This is a genomic window from Sphingorhabdus sp. M41 (assembly GCF_001586275.1).
Lineage (GTDB): Bacteria > Pseudomonadota > Alphaproteobacteria > Sphingomonadales > Sphingomonadaceae > Parasphingorhabdus.
This window is the reverse complement of the sequence record NZ_CP014545.1, coordinates 408,727-424,615: the sequence shown is the minus strand read 5'-3', so window position 1 is coordinate 424,615 and position 15,889 is coordinate 408,727. Positions and strand designations below refer to the sequence as shown.

Annotated in this window: 18 protein-coding genes; 8 read left to right on the top strand and 10 right to left on the bottom strand. The window is 55.3% G+C overall.

Going from position 1 to position 15,889, the window contains the following annotated elements; translation table 11 throughout:
* Position 1: 1 nt before the first annotated feature.
* Both AZE99_RS02090 and AZE99_RS02085 read right to left on the bottom strand, forming a co-directional pair.
* Positions 2-946 (bottom strand): hypothetical protein, encoded by a 945-nt coding sequence (locus AZE99_RS02090; RefSeq protein ID WP_067197683.1) that lies wholly within the window; start codon positions 944-946, stop codon positions 2-4.
* Positions 946-1,656 carry a CoA transferase subunit A gene (locus tag AZE99_RS02085; protein WP_067203183.1) on the bottom strand — a complete coding sequence of 237 codons (711 nt, stop codon included), beginning with the start codon at positions 1,654-1,656 and terminating at the stop codon, positions 946-948. Before AZE99_RS02085 ends, AZE99_RS02090 begins: the two co-directional genes overlap by 1 nt.
* Before the next feature lie 98 nt (positions 1,657-1,754).
* Here AZE99_RS02085 and AZE99_RS02080 point away from each other — a divergent pair, with 98 nt between their 5' ends.
* Positions 1,755-2,828, top strand: coding sequence for an esterase-like activity of phytase family protein (locus AZE99_RS02080; RefSeq protein WP_082788194.1), 1,074 nt, complete (start codon positions 1,755-1,757; stop codon positions 2,826-2,828).
* A gap of 4 nt (positions 2,829-2,832) precedes the next feature.
* Here AZE99_RS02080 and rpmB read toward each other — a convergent pair whose 3' ends face one another.
* Positions 2,833-3,123: a 50S ribosomal protein L28 gene (rpmB, locus tag AZE99_RS02075; protein ID WP_067197680.1), complete on the bottom strand. Its 291-nt coding sequence runs from the start codon at positions 3,121-3,123 to the stop codon at positions 2,833-2,835.
* Between the two features lie 152 nt (positions 3,124-3,275).
* Here rpmB and tadA point away from each other — a divergent pair, with 152 nt between their 5' ends.
* A complete protein-coding gene (gene tadA / locus AZE99_RS02070) occupies positions 3,276-3,734 on the top strand; it encodes a tRNA adenosine(34) deaminase TadA (RefSeq protein ID WP_067197678.1) in 459 nt (152 codons plus the stop codon).
* A gap of 3 nt (positions 3,735-3,737) precedes the next feature.
* Here tadA and AZE99_RS02065 read toward each other — a convergent pair whose 3' ends face one another.
* Together AZE99_RS02065 and AZE99_RS02060 are read right to left on the bottom strand one after the other, a co-directional pair.
* Positions 3,738-4,538 (bottom strand): LytR/AlgR family response regulator transcription factor, encoded by an 801-nt coding sequence (locus tag AZE99_RS02065; RefSeq protein ID WP_067197676.1) that lies wholly within the window; start codon positions 4,536-4,538, stop codon positions 3,738-3,740.
* Positions 4,535-5,767, bottom strand: coding sequence for a sensor histidine kinase (locus AZE99_RS02060; RefSeq protein ID WP_082788432.1), 1,233 nt, complete (start codon positions 5,765-5,767; stop codon positions 4,535-4,537). Before AZE99_RS02060 ends, AZE99_RS02065 begins: the two co-directional genes overlap by 4 nt.
* A gap of 161 nt (positions 5,768-5,928) precedes the next feature.
* Between AZE99_RS02060 and AZE99_RS02055 the strand changes: the two genes are divergently transcribed.
* On the top strand, positions 5,929-6,513 hold the full coding sequence (locus AZE99_RS02055; RefSeq protein ID WP_067197673.1) for an HD domain-containing protein: 585 nt from the start codon (positions 5,929-5,931) through the stop codon (positions 6,511-6,513).
* Between the two features lie 35 nt (positions 6,514-6,548).
* Here the strand turns inward: AZE99_RS02055 and AZE99_RS02050 are convergent, their stop codons facing one another.
* Entirely contained in the window at positions 6,549-7,088 is a 540-nt protein-coding gene (locus AZE99_RS02050) for a winged helix-turn-helix transcriptional regulator (RefSeq protein ID WP_082788192.1), read from the bottom strand.
* A gap of 173 nt (positions 7,089-7,261) precedes the next feature.
* On the opposite strand from AZE99_RS02050, the gene AZE99_RS02045 reads away from it, so the two are divergent.
* Positions 7,262-7,591: a CC_3452 family protein gene (locus AZE99_RS02045; RefSeq protein WP_067197670.1), complete on the top strand. Its 330-nt coding sequence runs from the start codon at positions 7,262-7,264 to the stop codon at positions 7,589-7,591.
* Between the two features lie 173 nt (positions 7,592-7,764).
* Positions 7,765-9,855: a RelA/SpoT family protein gene (locus AZE99_RS02040; protein ID WP_067197668.1), complete on the top strand. Its 2,091-nt coding sequence runs from the start codon at positions 7,765-7,767 to the stop codon at positions 9,853-9,855.
* An 18-nt stretch (positions 9,856-9,873) separates the two neighbouring features.
* Here the strand turns inward: AZE99_RS02040 and AZE99_RS02035 are convergent, their stop codons facing one another.
* Genes AZE99_RS02035 through rpsU form a run of 3 tightly spaced genes read right to left on the bottom strand, consistent with a single transcriptional unit; the run spans position 9,874 to position 11,343 of the window.
* Positions 9,874-10,488 (bottom strand): FKBP-type peptidyl-prolyl cis-trans isomerase, encoded by a 615-nt coding sequence (locus AZE99_RS02035; protein WP_231862670.1) that lies wholly within the window; start codon positions 10,486-10,488, stop codon positions 9,874-9,876.
* 34 nt (positions 10,489-10,522) lie between these two features.
* Positions 10,523-11,101: an FKBP-type peptidyl-prolyl cis-trans isomerase gene (locus AZE99_RS02030; RefSeq protein ID WP_067197665.1), complete on the bottom strand. Its 579-nt coding sequence runs from the start codon at positions 11,099-11,101 to the stop codon at positions 10,523-10,525.
* Positions 11,102-11,136: 35 nt separating this feature from the next.
* Positions 11,137-11,343, bottom strand: a complete 207-nt coding sequence (rpsU, locus tag AZE99_RS02025) for a 30S ribosomal protein S21 (protein ID WP_067197663.1) — start codon at positions 11,341-11,343, stop codon at positions 11,137-11,139.
* 260 nt (positions 11,344-11,603) lie between these two features.
* Here rpsU and AZE99_RS02020 point away from each other — a divergent pair, with 260 nt between their 5' ends.
* On the top strand, positions 11,604-12,368 hold the full coding sequence (locus AZE99_RS02020) for a class II aldolase/adducin family protein (RefSeq protein WP_067197660.1): 765 nt from the start codon (positions 11,604-11,606) through the stop codon (positions 12,366-12,368).
* Positions 12,369-12,468: 100 nt separating this feature from the next.
* Positions 12,469-13,008, top strand: a complete 540-nt coding sequence (locus tag AZE99_RS02015; RefSeq protein ID WP_067197658.1) for a (2Fe-2S)-binding protein — start codon at positions 12,469-12,471, stop codon at positions 13,006-13,008.
* 147 nt (positions 13,009-13,155) lie between these two features.
* Here AZE99_RS02015 and AZE99_RS02010 read toward each other — a convergent pair whose 3' ends face one another.
* Positions 13,156-15,366 (bottom strand): TonB-dependent receptor, encoded by a 2,211-nt coding sequence (locus AZE99_RS02010; protein ID WP_231862669.1) that lies wholly within the window; start codon positions 15,364-15,366, stop codon positions 13,156-13,158.
* A gap of 157 nt (positions 15,367-15,523) precedes the next feature.
* Between AZE99_RS02010 and arsC the strand changes: the two genes are divergently transcribed.
* Entirely contained in the window at positions 15,524-15,874 is a 351-nt protein-coding gene (gene arsC, locus AZE99_RS02005) for an arsenate reductase (glutaredoxin) (RefSeq protein ID WP_067197655.1), read from the top strand.
* Positions 15,875-15,889: the final 15 nt, after the last annotated feature.

Here is a 15,889-nt window from a genome sequence, read left to right as displayed (position 1 = left end):
TTTATCCTTCTTTGTCATCTGACTGTGTGGCCTTTGCTTCCGTCGCTTCCACCAGAGGAGGCGGTGTCAGAAACCAGCCGTTACCGAACATATTTTCCAGCGTGATCGCGCCGTCTGGATTGCGCAAATAGGCATAGAGCTCGTCGAAATCCGCGCGGTCGTCACCTGCCATGGCAACGATGCAATAGTTGCGCGCGGCATCCCAACGCCGGACCTGTTTGCGATCATCTCCACCCCGGTCAAGGAAAAGGAAATCATCCGAATCCGATTGCGAGAAGCCCGCCTCGTTGAGGATCGCGGAGATTTTCTCGGATGCCGCAACCGGTTGGTCGGACAACCAGATCACGCTGATGTTTGCAGCTCGCAGGCTGGTCAGCACTTCTATCAGGCCATTTTGCCGGTAAAGCGTCTCCGCTTCCATCCAGTCGCCACCGACCGTGTCATCAAGATCGATGGCCACAGCCAACGGCTTGCCAGCGCAACCCATGGTTTCCGGTTTGAAAATATCGACCCGTGGAACCAGCACCACTGATACGACGCCTTCTCCGGCTTCCTGTCTGGCCGATTGTTTCAGAGCGTGAGCCGCAAACTCGGCATAAGGGGAAGAATGCGGACCGACAGGCTGAAAATATTGTGAGATATAATCCTTGGCCTCGCCATCAAGGTCGACTTCGACGGTTTCAAAGGCGCCGCCTTGCCCGGAAAATTTCTTTTCCGTCTTGGGCAATGCATTTGCCGCGCTGCCGTCCGATTGTAGCGTGACCTTACCAACCGGTGCCGATAGATCGATGGCACCGGACGAGACCAGTTCCCGCCTCGCCTTGGCGCGATCAATCTCATGCTTGCCGAGGCCTCCCAAAGCAGCCAGTGGCACCAGTGCGGCGACGCAGCTGGACAGCAACGGCAGCGTGGCCAAAGCAATCAGAGATAGGCGAAGCCGAGCCATCAGGCGTCTTCACGCTCCCGGGTCATGCGGAATTCGATTTTCTTGTCATAGGGCGCGCCGTTAATCAGGCGTTTGACATAAATGCCCGGCAAATGGATGCAATCCGGATCCAGTTCACCGACTTCGACAATCTCCTCAACCTCGGCGACACAAATCTTGCCTGCCGTCGCCATCGGCGCATTGAAATTGCGCGCGGTCTTGCGGAACATCAGATTGCCCGCCTTGTCCGCTTTCCAGCCCTTGATCAGGCAGACATCTGCAAAAATACCCCGCTCGAGAATATAGGTTTCGCCATCGAAATCCTTGTGTTCTTTTCCCTCGGCCACCTGCGTGCCAACACCGGTCCTTGTATAAAAGCCCGGAATGCCCGCGCCACCCGCTCGGCACCGTTCGGCCAGGGTTCCCTGCGGGCAGAATTCCACTTCCAGCTCGCCTGACAGAAACTGCCGTTCGAATTCCTTGTTCTCGCCGACATAGGAGGAGATCATTTTTTTGACCTGTCGCGAGCGCAACAATTTGCCAAGACCTTCATTGTCAATTCCGGCATTGTTGGAAGCGATGGTAAGTCCCTTGACCCCGTCCTCCTGAATCGCGTCGATCAACCTTTCCGGGATGCCGCAGAGGCCAAAACCACCCACGCAAAGATGCATATCATCGAATAATAGGCCGTCGAGGGCGGCGGCCGCATCGGGGTAAACTTTTTTCATAATCGCGCTTTCCTGACTATTTGGTCGGCGTCTAGCGCAGGTCGCGCCCGAGCGTCCAGAATAGAATATGTTTGGAGCGACGAATCGGTTATGCGCGGCGCATGCCCCGCTTGTTTGCATGTTTGTCGCTCTTCTTCTTTCTGGTGCCGGTCACTTTTGTTCGCGGCCCTGTGCCGCCGCCAAACGACAGCCAATATATCACCCTGAAACCGATCGCCCTGGATGCCAGGGATCCGGCACGGACCGTGGTGGGTCGTCTCGAATTTCTCGCCGGCTGGAAAATCACCAGTGACAATGGCGAATTCGGTGGCATATCGTCGATGTTGGCGCTCCCGGACAATCGTTTCCTGATGCTCAGCGACAATGGCACTTTGGTCGGCTTCACCTTGGATGAAGATAAGAACCAGGCGCTGCGCCCATTCATTGCGCCACTGCCTGAAGGCCCGGCCAAGCCCAATGAATATGCCCAATTGAACTGGGATGCCGAATCGTTTCTTCATGATCCCGAGACCGGTCAATTCTGGGTTGGCTACGAGCATCAGCATAGTGTCTGGCGCTACGGGCCGACTTTCGCACGCAAGGAAACGGCGCATTACTCGAAGGCAGCGCAAAAATGGCCCGAGAATGGAGGAGCGGAGGCTATGCTCCGCCTGAAAGATGGCCGCTTTCTGGTTTTTTCGGAATCCGCAGAATATTCAAAGGGCGGCTATCAGGCCCTTATGTTTGACAGCGATGCTGCCGAGCCGACAAGCAAAGCGGTCGTTTTCGGCTATCAACCTCCCAAAGGGTATCGGTTGACCGATGCGGTATTGCTGGACGACGATTCTGCCTTGATGCTGCACCGGCGCTTTACGCCATTTGACGGGGTATCAGCGATATTGTCGATCGCGCAGCTCAAGAATTTCCAACCGGGAAAGGTCGCGACATCCGTGTCGATCGCCACGCTGAAGCCACCGCTGAAGGTTGATAATATGGAGGCTCTGGCCATCACGCGGGACGGAGAAGCGACTATTGTCTGGATAGCTTCGGATGATAATTTCAGCGCGTTACAGGAATCGCTGTTTTTCAAGTTCCGATTGCTGAAAGGAAAAGACAGCCCGAAAAAGTCCGGCCCCGAACGTCAAAACGAAAAAGCCGAGGCTAGCCCCGGCTTTTCAACGTTCGAATCAGATTGATCGCTTAAGCGGTAGCAACCTGCTTTTTCGCGATTTCTTTTTTGAGGCGTTTCACACGCAGGCTCAGCTTGTCGTCCTTGGTTTTCAGCAACCAATTGTCGAGGCCGCCAACATGCTCCACCGAACGCAGGCCGTGCGTCGAAACCCGAAGTTTCACGCCCTTGCCGAGAGTGTCGGACAAAAGAGTCACATTTTGCAGGTTGGGCAAAAATGTTTTCTTGGTCCGGTTTTTGGCGTGCGACACATTATTGCCTACCAGCCGAGTCTTACCTGTCAGTTCGCAAATCCGCGACATCGTAAAAGTCCAATTTCTTGTTATTGAGTGATTCCCAGCGGGAAAGAGCGGTCACCTAACCCTAATCAGGCCATGCGTCAAGCATATCGGAGGCATTTTCGACGATCTGGTCAACTATGGCCTTCCGACCGCTTCCACGCTAACTCACAACCATGGTAGCAGCAAAATATACTTCTTTCATGGGCGATGCGCTGGCTTTGGCCAATGCGGCAATTGCTGTCGATGAAGTACCGGTGGGTGCGGTCATCGTCAAGGACGGTAAAATTATTGGTCAGGGGCATAATCGCACCCGAATCAATCACGACCCAACTGCCCATGCCGAAATCGTTGCGATTCGGCAGGCGACACAATATCTCGGCAATGACCGACTGGAAGATTGCGACCTGTGGGTAACGCTGGAGCCTTGCACGATGTGCGTCGGTGCCATCGCTCATGCCCGTATTCGCAGGCTCTATTATGGCGCAGACGATCCCAAGGGCGGCGCTGTGGACAATGGGGTCCGGTTTTTCGAGACGCCCACATGCCATCACAAGCCAGACGTCTATGCCGGAATTGAGGGAGAAAATTCTGCGAAATTACTGTTGGATTTTTTCCGGAGTCGCCGCGACTAGCCTCTAATGTACAAAGCGCGCGACGACATCGCGGTAGCTGCGGCTGACCTTTACCTGCGCACCGGAACCCAGCACCAGGAAACATTCGCCATTGGTATGCGGCTTCACCTCGCGGACCTGACTCAGATTGACGATCGTCGAGCGATGCACGCGCTGAAAATGGCGGGGATCGAGACGCTTTTCGAGGTCTTTCATCGTCTCACGCAGGATCAGACTATTGTCGGCTGTATAGATGCACATATAATCACCAGCCGCATCGATTCGCTCGATGGTATCGACGTCAACGCGGAAGATCTGCCCCCGGTCTTTGACATTGATCAGCTTCTCATAGCGATTCGCGGACGCCGGCTCGTCTGAATCCTCGATATTGGCCATCGCGTCAGGCGCGACCTCACTGAGCACATTTTTAAGCTTTTCAAGCTCAGCGCCGCCGCGCTTTTCCAAGAGGCGCTTGCGCACCCGGTCAATCGCGTCGGCCAGCCGGTCTTCCTCGACCGGCTTCACCAGATAGTCGATGGCCTCGGCCTCGAAGGCCCGGACGGCATGTTCGGAATAGGCGGTCACGAAAATGAACAGAGGTGGCTCAATCTCCATAATCCCCTGTACCACCGAAAAACCGTCAAACCCCGGCATCTGGATATCGAGAAACACCAGATCAGGCTTCAAGGTCTTGATCTTGCGAATCGCCTCCCGGCCATTGCGGCAGGTATCGACAATCTCGATATCGTCGAATTTTTCGAGTCGAATCTGCAGACCCTGAATCGCTAGCTTTTCATCGTCGACTAATATCGTCTTGATCGTCATGTTTTCAAATCCTTATGCTGGAATGATGCCATCCCCGGCGCATTCACCGGCTCCCGCTGACGGTCATCACTGGATGCATGCTCCCCAAAAATAGTCTCGTTTCTCACTTGTTCGTCGGTTGCAGAGTGATCCGCCGCTTCGCGCTCGATCTGTTCTCTCGTTTCAAATGGCAAGGCGATGAATACCGAAAAGCCCTCGCCCGGAGACGAGCGCGTTTCAAATATGGCGCCTTCTCCATAGGCCTGGTTTAATCGCTCCTGAATATTACCGAGACCGACGCCCGTGGAATCGGATTTTCCGGTCGCGGCACCAATTTTACCGGGCCCCGTATCCGATACGGTTATGCGCAACTTGTCCCCGTCGAGATGCGCAGAAACCGATATATCGGCCCCCTCTTCCTGCGGTGTCACCGCATATTTTATCGCATTCTCGACCAGCGGCTGGAGCAATAGCGATGGTAACAATGCATCACGTACGGCCGGATCGATGTCAAAATGTGATCGCAACCGTTCTTCGAAGCGCATCTTTTCAATATCGAGATAGAGATGCAGGGTTTCAACCTCTTGCGCCAGAGTAACCCGGCTGTGCACTTCGTTGACCAGCGTATGGCGCAGGAAAGAGGACAGGCGCGAGAGCATGGCATTGGCCGGTTCCGTCTGGCGCAGCAGCACCAGAGTCGAAATGCTGTTCAGCGTGTTGAACAGAAAATGGGGATTGAGCTGATAGCGCAGCATCGCCAGCTGGGCGCGAGTGGCCTGGGCTTCCAGCTGCAGCAGCTGGTCATTCTGCTCCTCGACCCGCAGGAAGAAGTTGATCGCATAATAGAGCGCCGACCAGGCACCCAGCAACATGATACCGAGGAACAATGAGCCCAGAAACAACGTACCGAACGCCGTCTCTGACGTCGGATTCTGGATGAGGAAAACCCAGGCATCGATGAAGGCATATAGCGCGGCCGCGATCGTCAGGAAAACGGCGGTGCTGCTCCATGTGACAATCGGACGGCGGTGGATCAAATTCTTGTACACCACCGACAGCAACAAGGAGATGGAATAACCGGTAATGGTCGAGATGATGACCGGCACCAGAAAGCTGAGCGGCAGACCATTCGATATCCCGCCGATCGCGCGCAGAATAAGCGCGCCAGCCCAGCCCGCCGATTGCAGGTTCCAGAATGCGCGGTTCTTGTTGCCAAAAAACGGCTGGGGGCGAATTTCCATAACGGCCATCATGCTTTCTATAGCGGGCCATTGCCGCTTGGGAAAGAATCGCCTATCATTTGCACAAATAAGACGACAAACGCTCCGTTTTTCGACCCAAATGCGAAGATATTTGCATTCCCGAAAAGAGAAATGTGGCTGAAGATCGGCAACAGACCAAGGAGAATGTCATGGGTGGTCCCAACGAAGTTCGAGCAAAATTCCCTTCCATGGAAGAGGGCACCCAGGAAGACTGGCAGATTATCGGCGGACATTTTGGTCCCTTTGCCAGCAAGGTGGCCGACCGGGTGCTCGATCATTTGAAATTGCTCGACGGCGATTTTGGCGGCTTTCCCATCGACCGGATGCAGCACAGTTTGCAAACCGCAACTCGCGCCCACCGCGATGGCCGGGACGAGCAATATGTCGTGATGGCCTTGCTGCACGATGTCGGTGACACGCTTGGCACCTATAACCATCCCGATATTGCAGCAGCGATCCTGAAACCCTTTGTCAGCGAGAAGAACCACTGGATCACGGAAAAGCACGGCATATTCCAGGGCTATTATTTCTTCCACTATCTTGGCCAGGACCGCGACATGCGCGAACAGTTCCGTGGTCATGAGCATTTTGAAGATTGTGCGGAATTCTGCGCAAAATATGACCAGACCGCGTTCGACGCCAACTATGACACCGCTCCGCTGGAGTTTTTCGAGCCGATGGTTCGGCGCGTCATGGCCCGGCCCATAAACAGCATTTATGCGACCGTCGAATAGCGCCGGCGTCGAATAGGGCCGGTCGGCAAAAACCCTTAAGCCGCTGACGATTCGCCAATTTCTTTGAGATGGCGAACCACCATATCGTCGCGGTTGGCGCCGTCGGCATCCGGCTTCAATTCCGACTCATCGATCCAGCACAGATCATCCATTTCAAGAACCCGGTCATCATGCGCGCGCATGGTGATTTTGCGGATCGGCTGACGATCCCGTGAATCGCAGAGGATTGGGTTAGACGGAACGCCGGTTTCCCATCTTTCTCCCCATTGCCGCATGGCAATCATTGTCGGCAGCAAATCCTGCCCCTTGTCGGTCAGCCGATATTCGACCTTCCGCTTGTCATGATCGCAGGGACGCCGAGTCATGATACCCGCTTCCACCATCCGGGTGAGCCGGTTGGCCAATATGTTCCGGGCAATACCGATTTCGGACAGAAAATCCTCAAAATGCCCAACGCCGTTGAGCGCAGCACGCAATATCATGAAGCACCAACGCTCGCCGATGACCTCCAAGGATATGGGAAGGCTGCACTCCCCGCCAGCCAGACTCGATAGATCTTCTCTGATTTTGTCCATGTGCCCATTCCTAAACCAGTTTTTTGGCAAGTGCGAAAAAAATATAAGTTTTTAGTTGCAACTTAAAACCTATTAATCTAGGTAGTGATTCGCAACTGATATTGCAACAATGAATTTCTCCCCTCTGGCCATCGCAATAATGGCTCGACAACAGACTGACGAAAGGAAATATCATGCTTCTCTCCCAAAGCCCCCTTCGCGCTTCAATGATCTTTTGCATTGCGGCGATGACATCCCTCACCCTGTTTACCGCCACCACCGCTGAAGCGCGCGGCCCGGCTGTTGCCTATACGGCAGAATTACAGGCTCCGGTTGAAGCCGCCCAGGAAATTATCAGAGGTGCGGTCATTCGCTGCGCCGGTACGGAATGTATCGGCAGCCAGAGCAGCTCTGCGCCGCGGACGATTTGCGCCAAGCTGGTCGATGAATTCGGGCCGGTCGCAAGCTTTGCCTACAAAGGCGAAGCCTTTGACTCCGAAGCGATCGCCAAGTGCAACAGCTGATTGAATAATCCCCGTCTGACCGGCTTCTCGCTCCATATAGGGGCCAATTCCCGGCCCCCGCCGGTCAGCCATAGCGCCGAAGCGAAGCTTTTTTTCCGTTCCCCCGGATATAAGAGCCCGCTTCGGCGCTCTTTTTTGTTGCCCCGGTCCAGAAAGCGCACCATCTTCTATCCATGCTCAGGCAATATGAACTAGTGGAACGGGTGCGATCCTATGATCCCGATGCAGATGAAGATCTGATCAACCGCGCCTATGTCTTCTCGGTGCAGCGACATGGCAGCCAGAAACGGGCGAGCGGCGACCCCTATTTCAGTCATCCGATCGAAGTGGCCGGCCTGATGACCGACCTCAAACTCGACCAGGAAACGATTGTCACCGCGCTGCTCCACGATACGGTCGAGGATACGCTCACCACGACCGAGGAAATTGGCAAATTATTCGGCGAGGAAATTGCCCGCCTGGTCGATGGCGTGACCAAGCTTTCAAAGATCGAGGCGCAGACCGACAATGAAAGGGCTGCGGAAAATCTGCGTAAATTCCTGCTGGCCATGTCCGACGATATCCGCGTGCTTCTGGTCAAGCTTGCCGATCGGCTGCACAATATGCGGACGCTGCATTTCATCAAGAGCGAAGAAAAGCGCCAGCGGATCGCCCATGAAACCATGGATATTTATGCACCGCTTGCCGAGCGGATCGGCATGTATGAATATATGCGCGAGATGCAATTGCTGGCCTTCCAGCACATGGAACCGGAGGCCCATGACACGATCACGAAAAGACTGAAGGCGATCAAGGAAGGCGACGATGGCCAGGTTGATAAAATCTCCCAGTCAATTCAGAAGGCACTGGAGAGCGGCGGTCTGGTGGCAGAGGTCAGTGGCCGGGAAAAGCATCCCTATTCGATCTGGCGCAAGATGCAGGAGCGGCACGTCAGCTTTGAGCATCTGACCGACATCATGGCGTTCCGGGTGGTTACCGACAATAGCGCCGAATGTTACCGTGCGCTTGGCATATTGCATGAGAAATGGAAAATGGTCCCCGGCCGGTTCAAAGACTATATCTCCACACCGAAGCGAAACGGCTACAGTTCCATCCATACGACATTGATGCATGGCAATAATATGCGAGTGGAAATTCAGATTCGCTCCCAGCGCATGCACGAGGATAATGAATTCGGCCTCGCTGCACATTGGGCCTATAAACAGGGCAATCGACCCGATGGCCAGGCTGGCTGGATCCGCGATCTGATCGAGATTCTGGATCAGGCAGAAGATGCGGAAGAACTGCTCGAGCACACCCGTCTGGCGATGTATCAGGACCGGATTTTTGCCTTCACCCCCAAGGGAACCTTGCTGCAGATGCCCAGAGGTTCGACCACCGTCGATTTTGCCTATGCCGTGCACACCGATCTCGGCAATCAGGCCGTGGGTGCCAAGGTCAATGGACGGCATGTACCGTTGCGCACCCAGCTGCAGAACGGCGATGTCGTCGAGATTCTGAAATCCAAGGGACAGGAACCGCAACCCGGCTGGCTGTCGTTCGTCATTACCGGCAAGGCGCGCGCGGCAATCCGTCGCAATGTCCGGTTCAAGGAACGAGACGAGATGATCGCGATCGGTACCGAGCTTTATGAAGAAATCATCGAACGGCTACCCGGCAAGATCGGCAAGCGCGCAATCAAGGCTGCGCTGAAACGGCTGAACATGGAGGAACCGGACGATCTGATGATGGCTATCGGCACCCGCCAGCTCAGCGACCGCGAAGTTATGGAAGCGATCATTCCCGGTAGCGTCCACGACAATGATGACGAACGGCAATGGCCCGAACAGGATCGCGCAATTTCGATCAAGGGCCTGACCCCGGGCGTTGCCTTCAATCTGGCAGAATGCTGCCATCCCGTGCCCGGCGACCGCATTGTCGGACTGCGGCGGAGCGGCGAGAATGTCGAAGTGCACACCATCGATTGCCAGAGTCTGGCCGATGGCGTCGATGCCGACTGGGTCGATCTCAGCTGGGGCACTGAAAGCGACGGCGCGGCTGCCCGTCTATGTGTGGTCCTTCACAACAAGCCGGGGACGCTTTCTGAAATGGCCGGGATTTTTGGCTTTCACAATGCCAATATCCTGAACCTGCGCCTGTCGCATCGCGACGGCCCGTTCCATACGTTCGACGTTGATCTGGAAGTGCACAATGTCCACCATCTGATGCGGATATTATCTGCCCTGCGCGCATCGGAAGCTGTTGCGCAAGCCGAACGCTCCTAGCCCCGATATAGGCGATTGTTAAGGAGCGGGTGGTGGTCCGCCGGGAACAGCCTGCGCCTGCATCTGCTGACGCAATTCTTCCATTTTTGCCGCTGAAATAAAGTCCAGCAGAGTCACATCAAAGATGAGCAAGCTGTTGGCGGGAAGCTCTGGTCCGGGAGAGGTTTCACCATAAGCGAGCTCCGACGGGATCCAGATACGATATTCGCCGCCCTTCTGCATCAGCTGCAGCGCTTCGGAGAAACCGGGCACCACGGCACCCACCGGCATCGGCACCTGCTCGTTGGCATCAAAGACCGTGCCATCGCGCAACGTGCCTTCATATTTGACCAGAGCCGTATCAGTGGCGGTTGGCGAATCACCCTTGCCGGGCTTGTTCACCTTATATTGCAGACCGGATGCGGTTGTGACGACGCCGGCCTGTTTTCCATTTTCCGTCAGAAATTCTGCATTGCCCGGTGGCGGAAACAGCTTTTCCCAACTTGCCTGGACAAATTCTGAAGGACTGGTTTTTTCTGGAATTGCGGCGGCAAGCACGGCCACCGAAATTACACCCGATAGCAGCCCAAGCAAGAATGGCTTGATTGGCGATGATGGCTTCGGACTATTCTGATTCGTGACGATATCGGTCACAAACTACTCTCCAGAAACCACTATACCAAAGTCGCTATTGGCCGGGAAGTCGTGGGTTTCCGGGAGCGCCTTCTGCCTGCATCTGCCGTTGAAGCTCTTCCATCTGCGCTGCTGAAATAAAGTCGAGCAGCGTCACATCAAAAATGAGCAGGCTGTTAGGCGGAATCTGTTCACCGGGAGAGGCCTCGCCATATGCGAGTTCCGACGGGATCCAGATGCGATATTCGCCGCCCTTCTGCATAAGTTGCAGCGCCTCGGAGAAACCGGGGACCACGGCACCCACCGGCATCGGCGCTTGCTCATTAGCATCAAAGACAGTGCCATCGCGCAACGTGCCTTCATATTTGACCAGAGCCGTATCGGTGGCGACAGGCGAAGGCCCCTCGCCCGGCTTGATCACTTTATATTGTAGGCCGGATGCGGTTGTTTCCACCCCATCCTCATCAGCATTGGCGGCGAGAAACTGCTCGTTGGTCGCGCCATTCACGACGACATTCTGGGTTCCCGTATAAGCGAGAAGCAATGCAGCGCCCACTATCAGCAACACACCGATCCAGATCTTGGTCAGCGAGCCCTTTTTGATGGGATGAATCGGAACCGTCGTAACTGACATGGGCAGGCTACCTTGTTATTGTGGAGCCGAAGCGCTTAAATCAGGCCGTCGCGTTCCATACGCTTGCGGTCCATCTTGCGGGCGCGGCGAACGGCAGCAGCCTTTTCGCGGGCGCGCTTTTCGGATGGCTTTTCGTAATGGCGACGAAGCTTCATTTCGCGATAGACGCCTTCACGCTGCAATTTTTTCTTGAGCGCCCGAAGGGCCTGATCAACATTATTATCGCGAACCATGATTTGCATAAGACTGAGTAACTCCGTTCAGATTTCGTAGCGGGCCAGAAGCAATTTCTTCTGGCCTATATTGGTGTAAAAGCCATAAAAAAAGGGTTTGCAGCAGAATCAATCTGCTTCAATCTCGCGCCGCCTATCAATTTCTCGGCAGCTAGGCAAGCATTTACACGATTCATTGCGCGAATGACAGAAGCTTTGCATTCGTGTTTCAGGGCCTTTGCTATAATATGGCCGGTACAGACAATATCAGCCGAGTCGAGGAGAGAAAAATGGCCACCGCGATCAACATCCAATCCAGCTGTAGTGAGGAAGAGTGGAAAGCGCGCCAGCGGCTCGCCGCCTGCTACCGGATTTTCGCCTATCTCGGCTGGGACGAGATGATCTTCAACCATATCACGCTGAAGGTTCCGGGCGAGGATGATGCCTTTCTGATCAATCCCTATGGCCTGCATTTCAGCGAGGTCACCGCCTCGACTCTGGTCAAGATCGATATCGACGGCAACACGCTCGATGGCTCGACCTACCCGGTCAACAAGGCCGGCTTCACCCAGCACAGCCTGTTCCACCGCGAACTGCCCGATGTCCATGCAATCATCCACACCCATACCACCGCGACCATGGCGGTATCCTCAGTCGAAGGCGGCCTGCAGCCGATCAATTTCTACGCTGCCGCGATCGTCCCGCGCCTCGCCTACCACAAGTTCGAAGGCATTACCGTGCACGAAGACGAAGGCCCGCGTTTCCTCGCCAGCCTCGGCAAGAAGCGGATGATGATGCTCGAGAATCACGGCCCGGTGGTGATGGGCCGGACGCTGGAAGAGGCGTTCCTCAACCACTGGGTGCTGCAACGCGCCTGCGAAATCCAGATGCAGACGCTGGCGATGGGCAAACCGGTGATGATCGGCGAAGAGGTGATCAGGAAGCATCTGGAAAATCTGTCGCAGGCCTCGATTGATCCCCTGCAACAGGGCGTCCCGGAATTTGACGCGATGGTGCGGCTGGTCGATCGCGAAGACAAAAGCTGGCGGGAGTGAAAGTCTGGTTTCGTCATGCTGAACTTGTTTCAGCATCTCTTATTGCATAAGTCAGTGTCAGGAGATCCTGAAACAAGTTCAGGATGACGAGCAGAGTCCTATGACCAAATTTACCGTCAATGACCGGCCGGTCTGGTACCGGATGGACCCGGATACGCCGCTTCTCTGGGCGCTGCGCGATGCGTCCAATCTGACTGGCACGAAATATGGCTGCGGCACCGGTGATTGCGGGGCGTGTATGGTTGAGGTCGACGGCGAGGCCATCCGCTCCTGTCTAGTCACCATTGGCGAGCTCGAAGGCCGTTTTGTTACCACGATCGAAGCGCTGTCGCGCGATCGCAGCCATCCGGTGCAGCAGGCCTGGGCAGCGGAAAATGTGCCGCAATGCGGTTTCTGCCAGTCAGGCATGATAATGGCAGCAGCGGTTCTGCTGAAGAAAAATTCCAATCCGTCGAAAGCCGCGATCGACGAGGCAATCACCAATATCTGCCGCTGCGGCACCTATCCGCGCATCCGCGAAGCAATCCAGCGCGCCGGGCGCGTGGCCCGCGGCGAAGCGGTACTCAGCGCCGCCCCGCCACCGGGGATTGATCCGGAAGACGCCGCCAAGGCGGTGCCGGCGCTGACGCCCCAAAAATGAGTTGTTCACCCGCGAAGGGCGCAGGCGACGAAGGCTCCGGCGGAGCCTTCTCAAGCCGAGCGGTCGATATCGTGAATTCTTGTCAGTTTGCCGTACCGTGCCGAGATGGGCCCCGGCCTTCGCCGGGGCACAAGTTCCTCGTAATGTCTAAAAACCAAATTTCACGGTCAGCCGCGCATTCAGCGGTTCGCCGGTTGAAATATTGTCATTATTATGGACCGACGGATAATAAGTCTCGTCGAACAGATTTTCGACGTTGAGCTGCAATTGCACCTGCTCGCTGACATCATAATAGAGCGCAGCATCGACCCGGGTGAATGCCGGGATGCGGACCGTATTGTCGTTGGTGGCGAACTGGCTTGATTGATGGGTCACCCCGACACCGGCAGCAAATTGGGGGGTGAAATCATATTTTGTCCACAACGAGACCATATGTTCCGGCACCTGGAACAGGCGCAATTCCTGACCGCCTACGGTAGTTGCGTTGCGCTGCTGGCCGTCGAGATAGCTATAGCCTGCGTTGATCTGCAATTGCTCGGTCAGCTTGCCGACGAGCTGGAACTCGACGCCTTCGGTCCTGGAACCGGACAGGGTGGTGTTGCCCTGATTATCGAGCAGGATCGACTGATCGTCGCGGTCGAGACGGAACAGGGCAGCGGTCAGGCTGAGCGCCTGTGTCAAATCCCATTTTACCCCGACCTCGTGATTTTCGAAAGTTTCCGGCGCCAGATTGGCATTGTTCGGAGTGAGCGTCAGAAACTGGTCGCCCGAACGTGGCAGAAAGCTCTTCGCATAGCTCGCATAGATCGAGATATTCTCCTGCGGTTTGTATATCGCGCCAAAACGCGGCGAGAATTTCTCGTCGGTCCGGCTGAGCAGCAGGCTGCTCTGGATATCGTTCACATCCAGATCGAACCGGTCAAAACGTACACCGCCGATAATCTCGAAATGATCGCCGATGCTGATCTGGTCCTGCACATAAAGCGACAGGAACTTCAGGTCGGAAACAGTGCTGCGGCTGAAGGCGGGGAAGCCGAATATAGGCGTCACAATCGGATCTGTCAGTGAGACAGTGGTTTGGTCATCATCATTTGGTAAATTCGGAATCGAAACACTTGAGTCCAGCAATCCATCTCCGTTATTATCAAATAATATATCCCGCCGGGCGTTGGCGGATTTCTGCTCGCCATATTCATAACCGAGTAGCAGGCTGTGGTCAAAAGCCCCGGTGTCGCCCGTCCACAACAGATTGCCCTGGGTGATGAAATTCTCGCGGTCGGTCGTGTCGACATAACCGTCGAGGGTGACGGAATTGGCGGCCGGCGTCAGCCGGATGTCGTTGCTGCGCGCATCGACCGGATAGACGTTGCGATAGAGCTTGTCATAATCACCATATTGCGTGGTCGTGCTGAAACGCAGATCATCGCTGAAATCATGTTCCACGCGCAGCTTGACGACATGCGCCTGCAGCGTCGTGCGATTGGTGCCGGGCTGCCCGAATAATGTATCGTGATAGCCGGTCAGCGGGCCGCAAGGGTCGGCAAACGAGCAGTCATCGCCCAGAGCGCGCAGTTCCGCCGGATTGCCACGGTCTACTGCGCGGTCATCGTCGACATATTCGTAGGATAGCATAACCCGGCTCTTGTCGCCCAATTCGGCGCCGAAGGTCGGATTGATGGCGAACCGGCGACCATCGTAAAAATCACGATGGTTGTTGAATTCCTCATACAGACCGTTGAGGCGGAAAGCAGCTGATTCACCCACCGGCAGATTGAGGTCACCCGAAAGATAAAATGCGCCGAAGCTGTCGACACTTGCGGTTGCTTCGCCAAACTGGCGATCGGCAATCGGTGATTTGACCACCCGGTTGATGATCCCGCCACCGCCGCCGCGGCCAAAGATCATCGCATTGGGACCTTTGTGAATCTCGACTCGCTCGATATTGTAGAGCGGCCGGAAATATTGGACGTCGTCGCGAATGCCATCGACGAAGAAATCCGCGGTGCTATTCTGTCCCCTGATGGTGATCTGGTCGCGATTGCCTTCACCCTGCCCGATCGATGCACCCGGCGTGTAGCGGAGAATGTCGCCAATATCCTGAAGTGCTTGGTCGTCAAGCTGCTCGCGAGTAACGACCGAGACGGTCTGCGGTGTATCGATCAGCGGCGTGTCGGTTTTCAAGCCCGCGCTGCTGATCGCAACATAGCCTTCCTTTTCACCGGTGACGATAATCTCCTGATCATCTGCAAAGCCGTCTTCCAACGCCTCTGCAGCATCGACGGGGACTGGATTCGCTGCAATCGCGGCGAGGCTGACAGAAACGCAGAAGCGCAAAGAACGGCGCGGAACAATATTCACAGAGAATCTACCTGATATGAAAACTGGATTGAACAACCGCGCTGCTAATGCGAATGGTTTTCATATGCAACACACAAGCTCGGAGCGGTTGGGTTTTCTTTGAACCCTTCGGCCAATTCGTGTTTATGAGACTCTATTGAAGAATCGGGAGAGAATCATGAAGGCAACAATCTGGCACAATCCGAAATGCGGCACATCACGCAAGACATTGGCGATATTGGAAGAAGCGCCCGGAGTTGATCTGACCGTAGTCGAATATCTGAAAAATCCGCCCAGTCGTGCCAAGCTGGAACAACTTTACCGCGATGCTGGAATGACCCCCCAGGAAGGCTTAAGAGTGCGCGGTTCGCCGGCTGAGGAGCTGGGGTTGACGAAGGACGACGCGACGGCCGATCAGATTCTGGATGCCATGGCTCAAGAGCCAATCTTGATCAACCGGCCGCTGGTCGAGACCGACAAGGGGGTCAGACTGTGTCGACCGCAGGAAATCGTGCAAGAGCTGCTCTAGCACGAAATTGTTCCA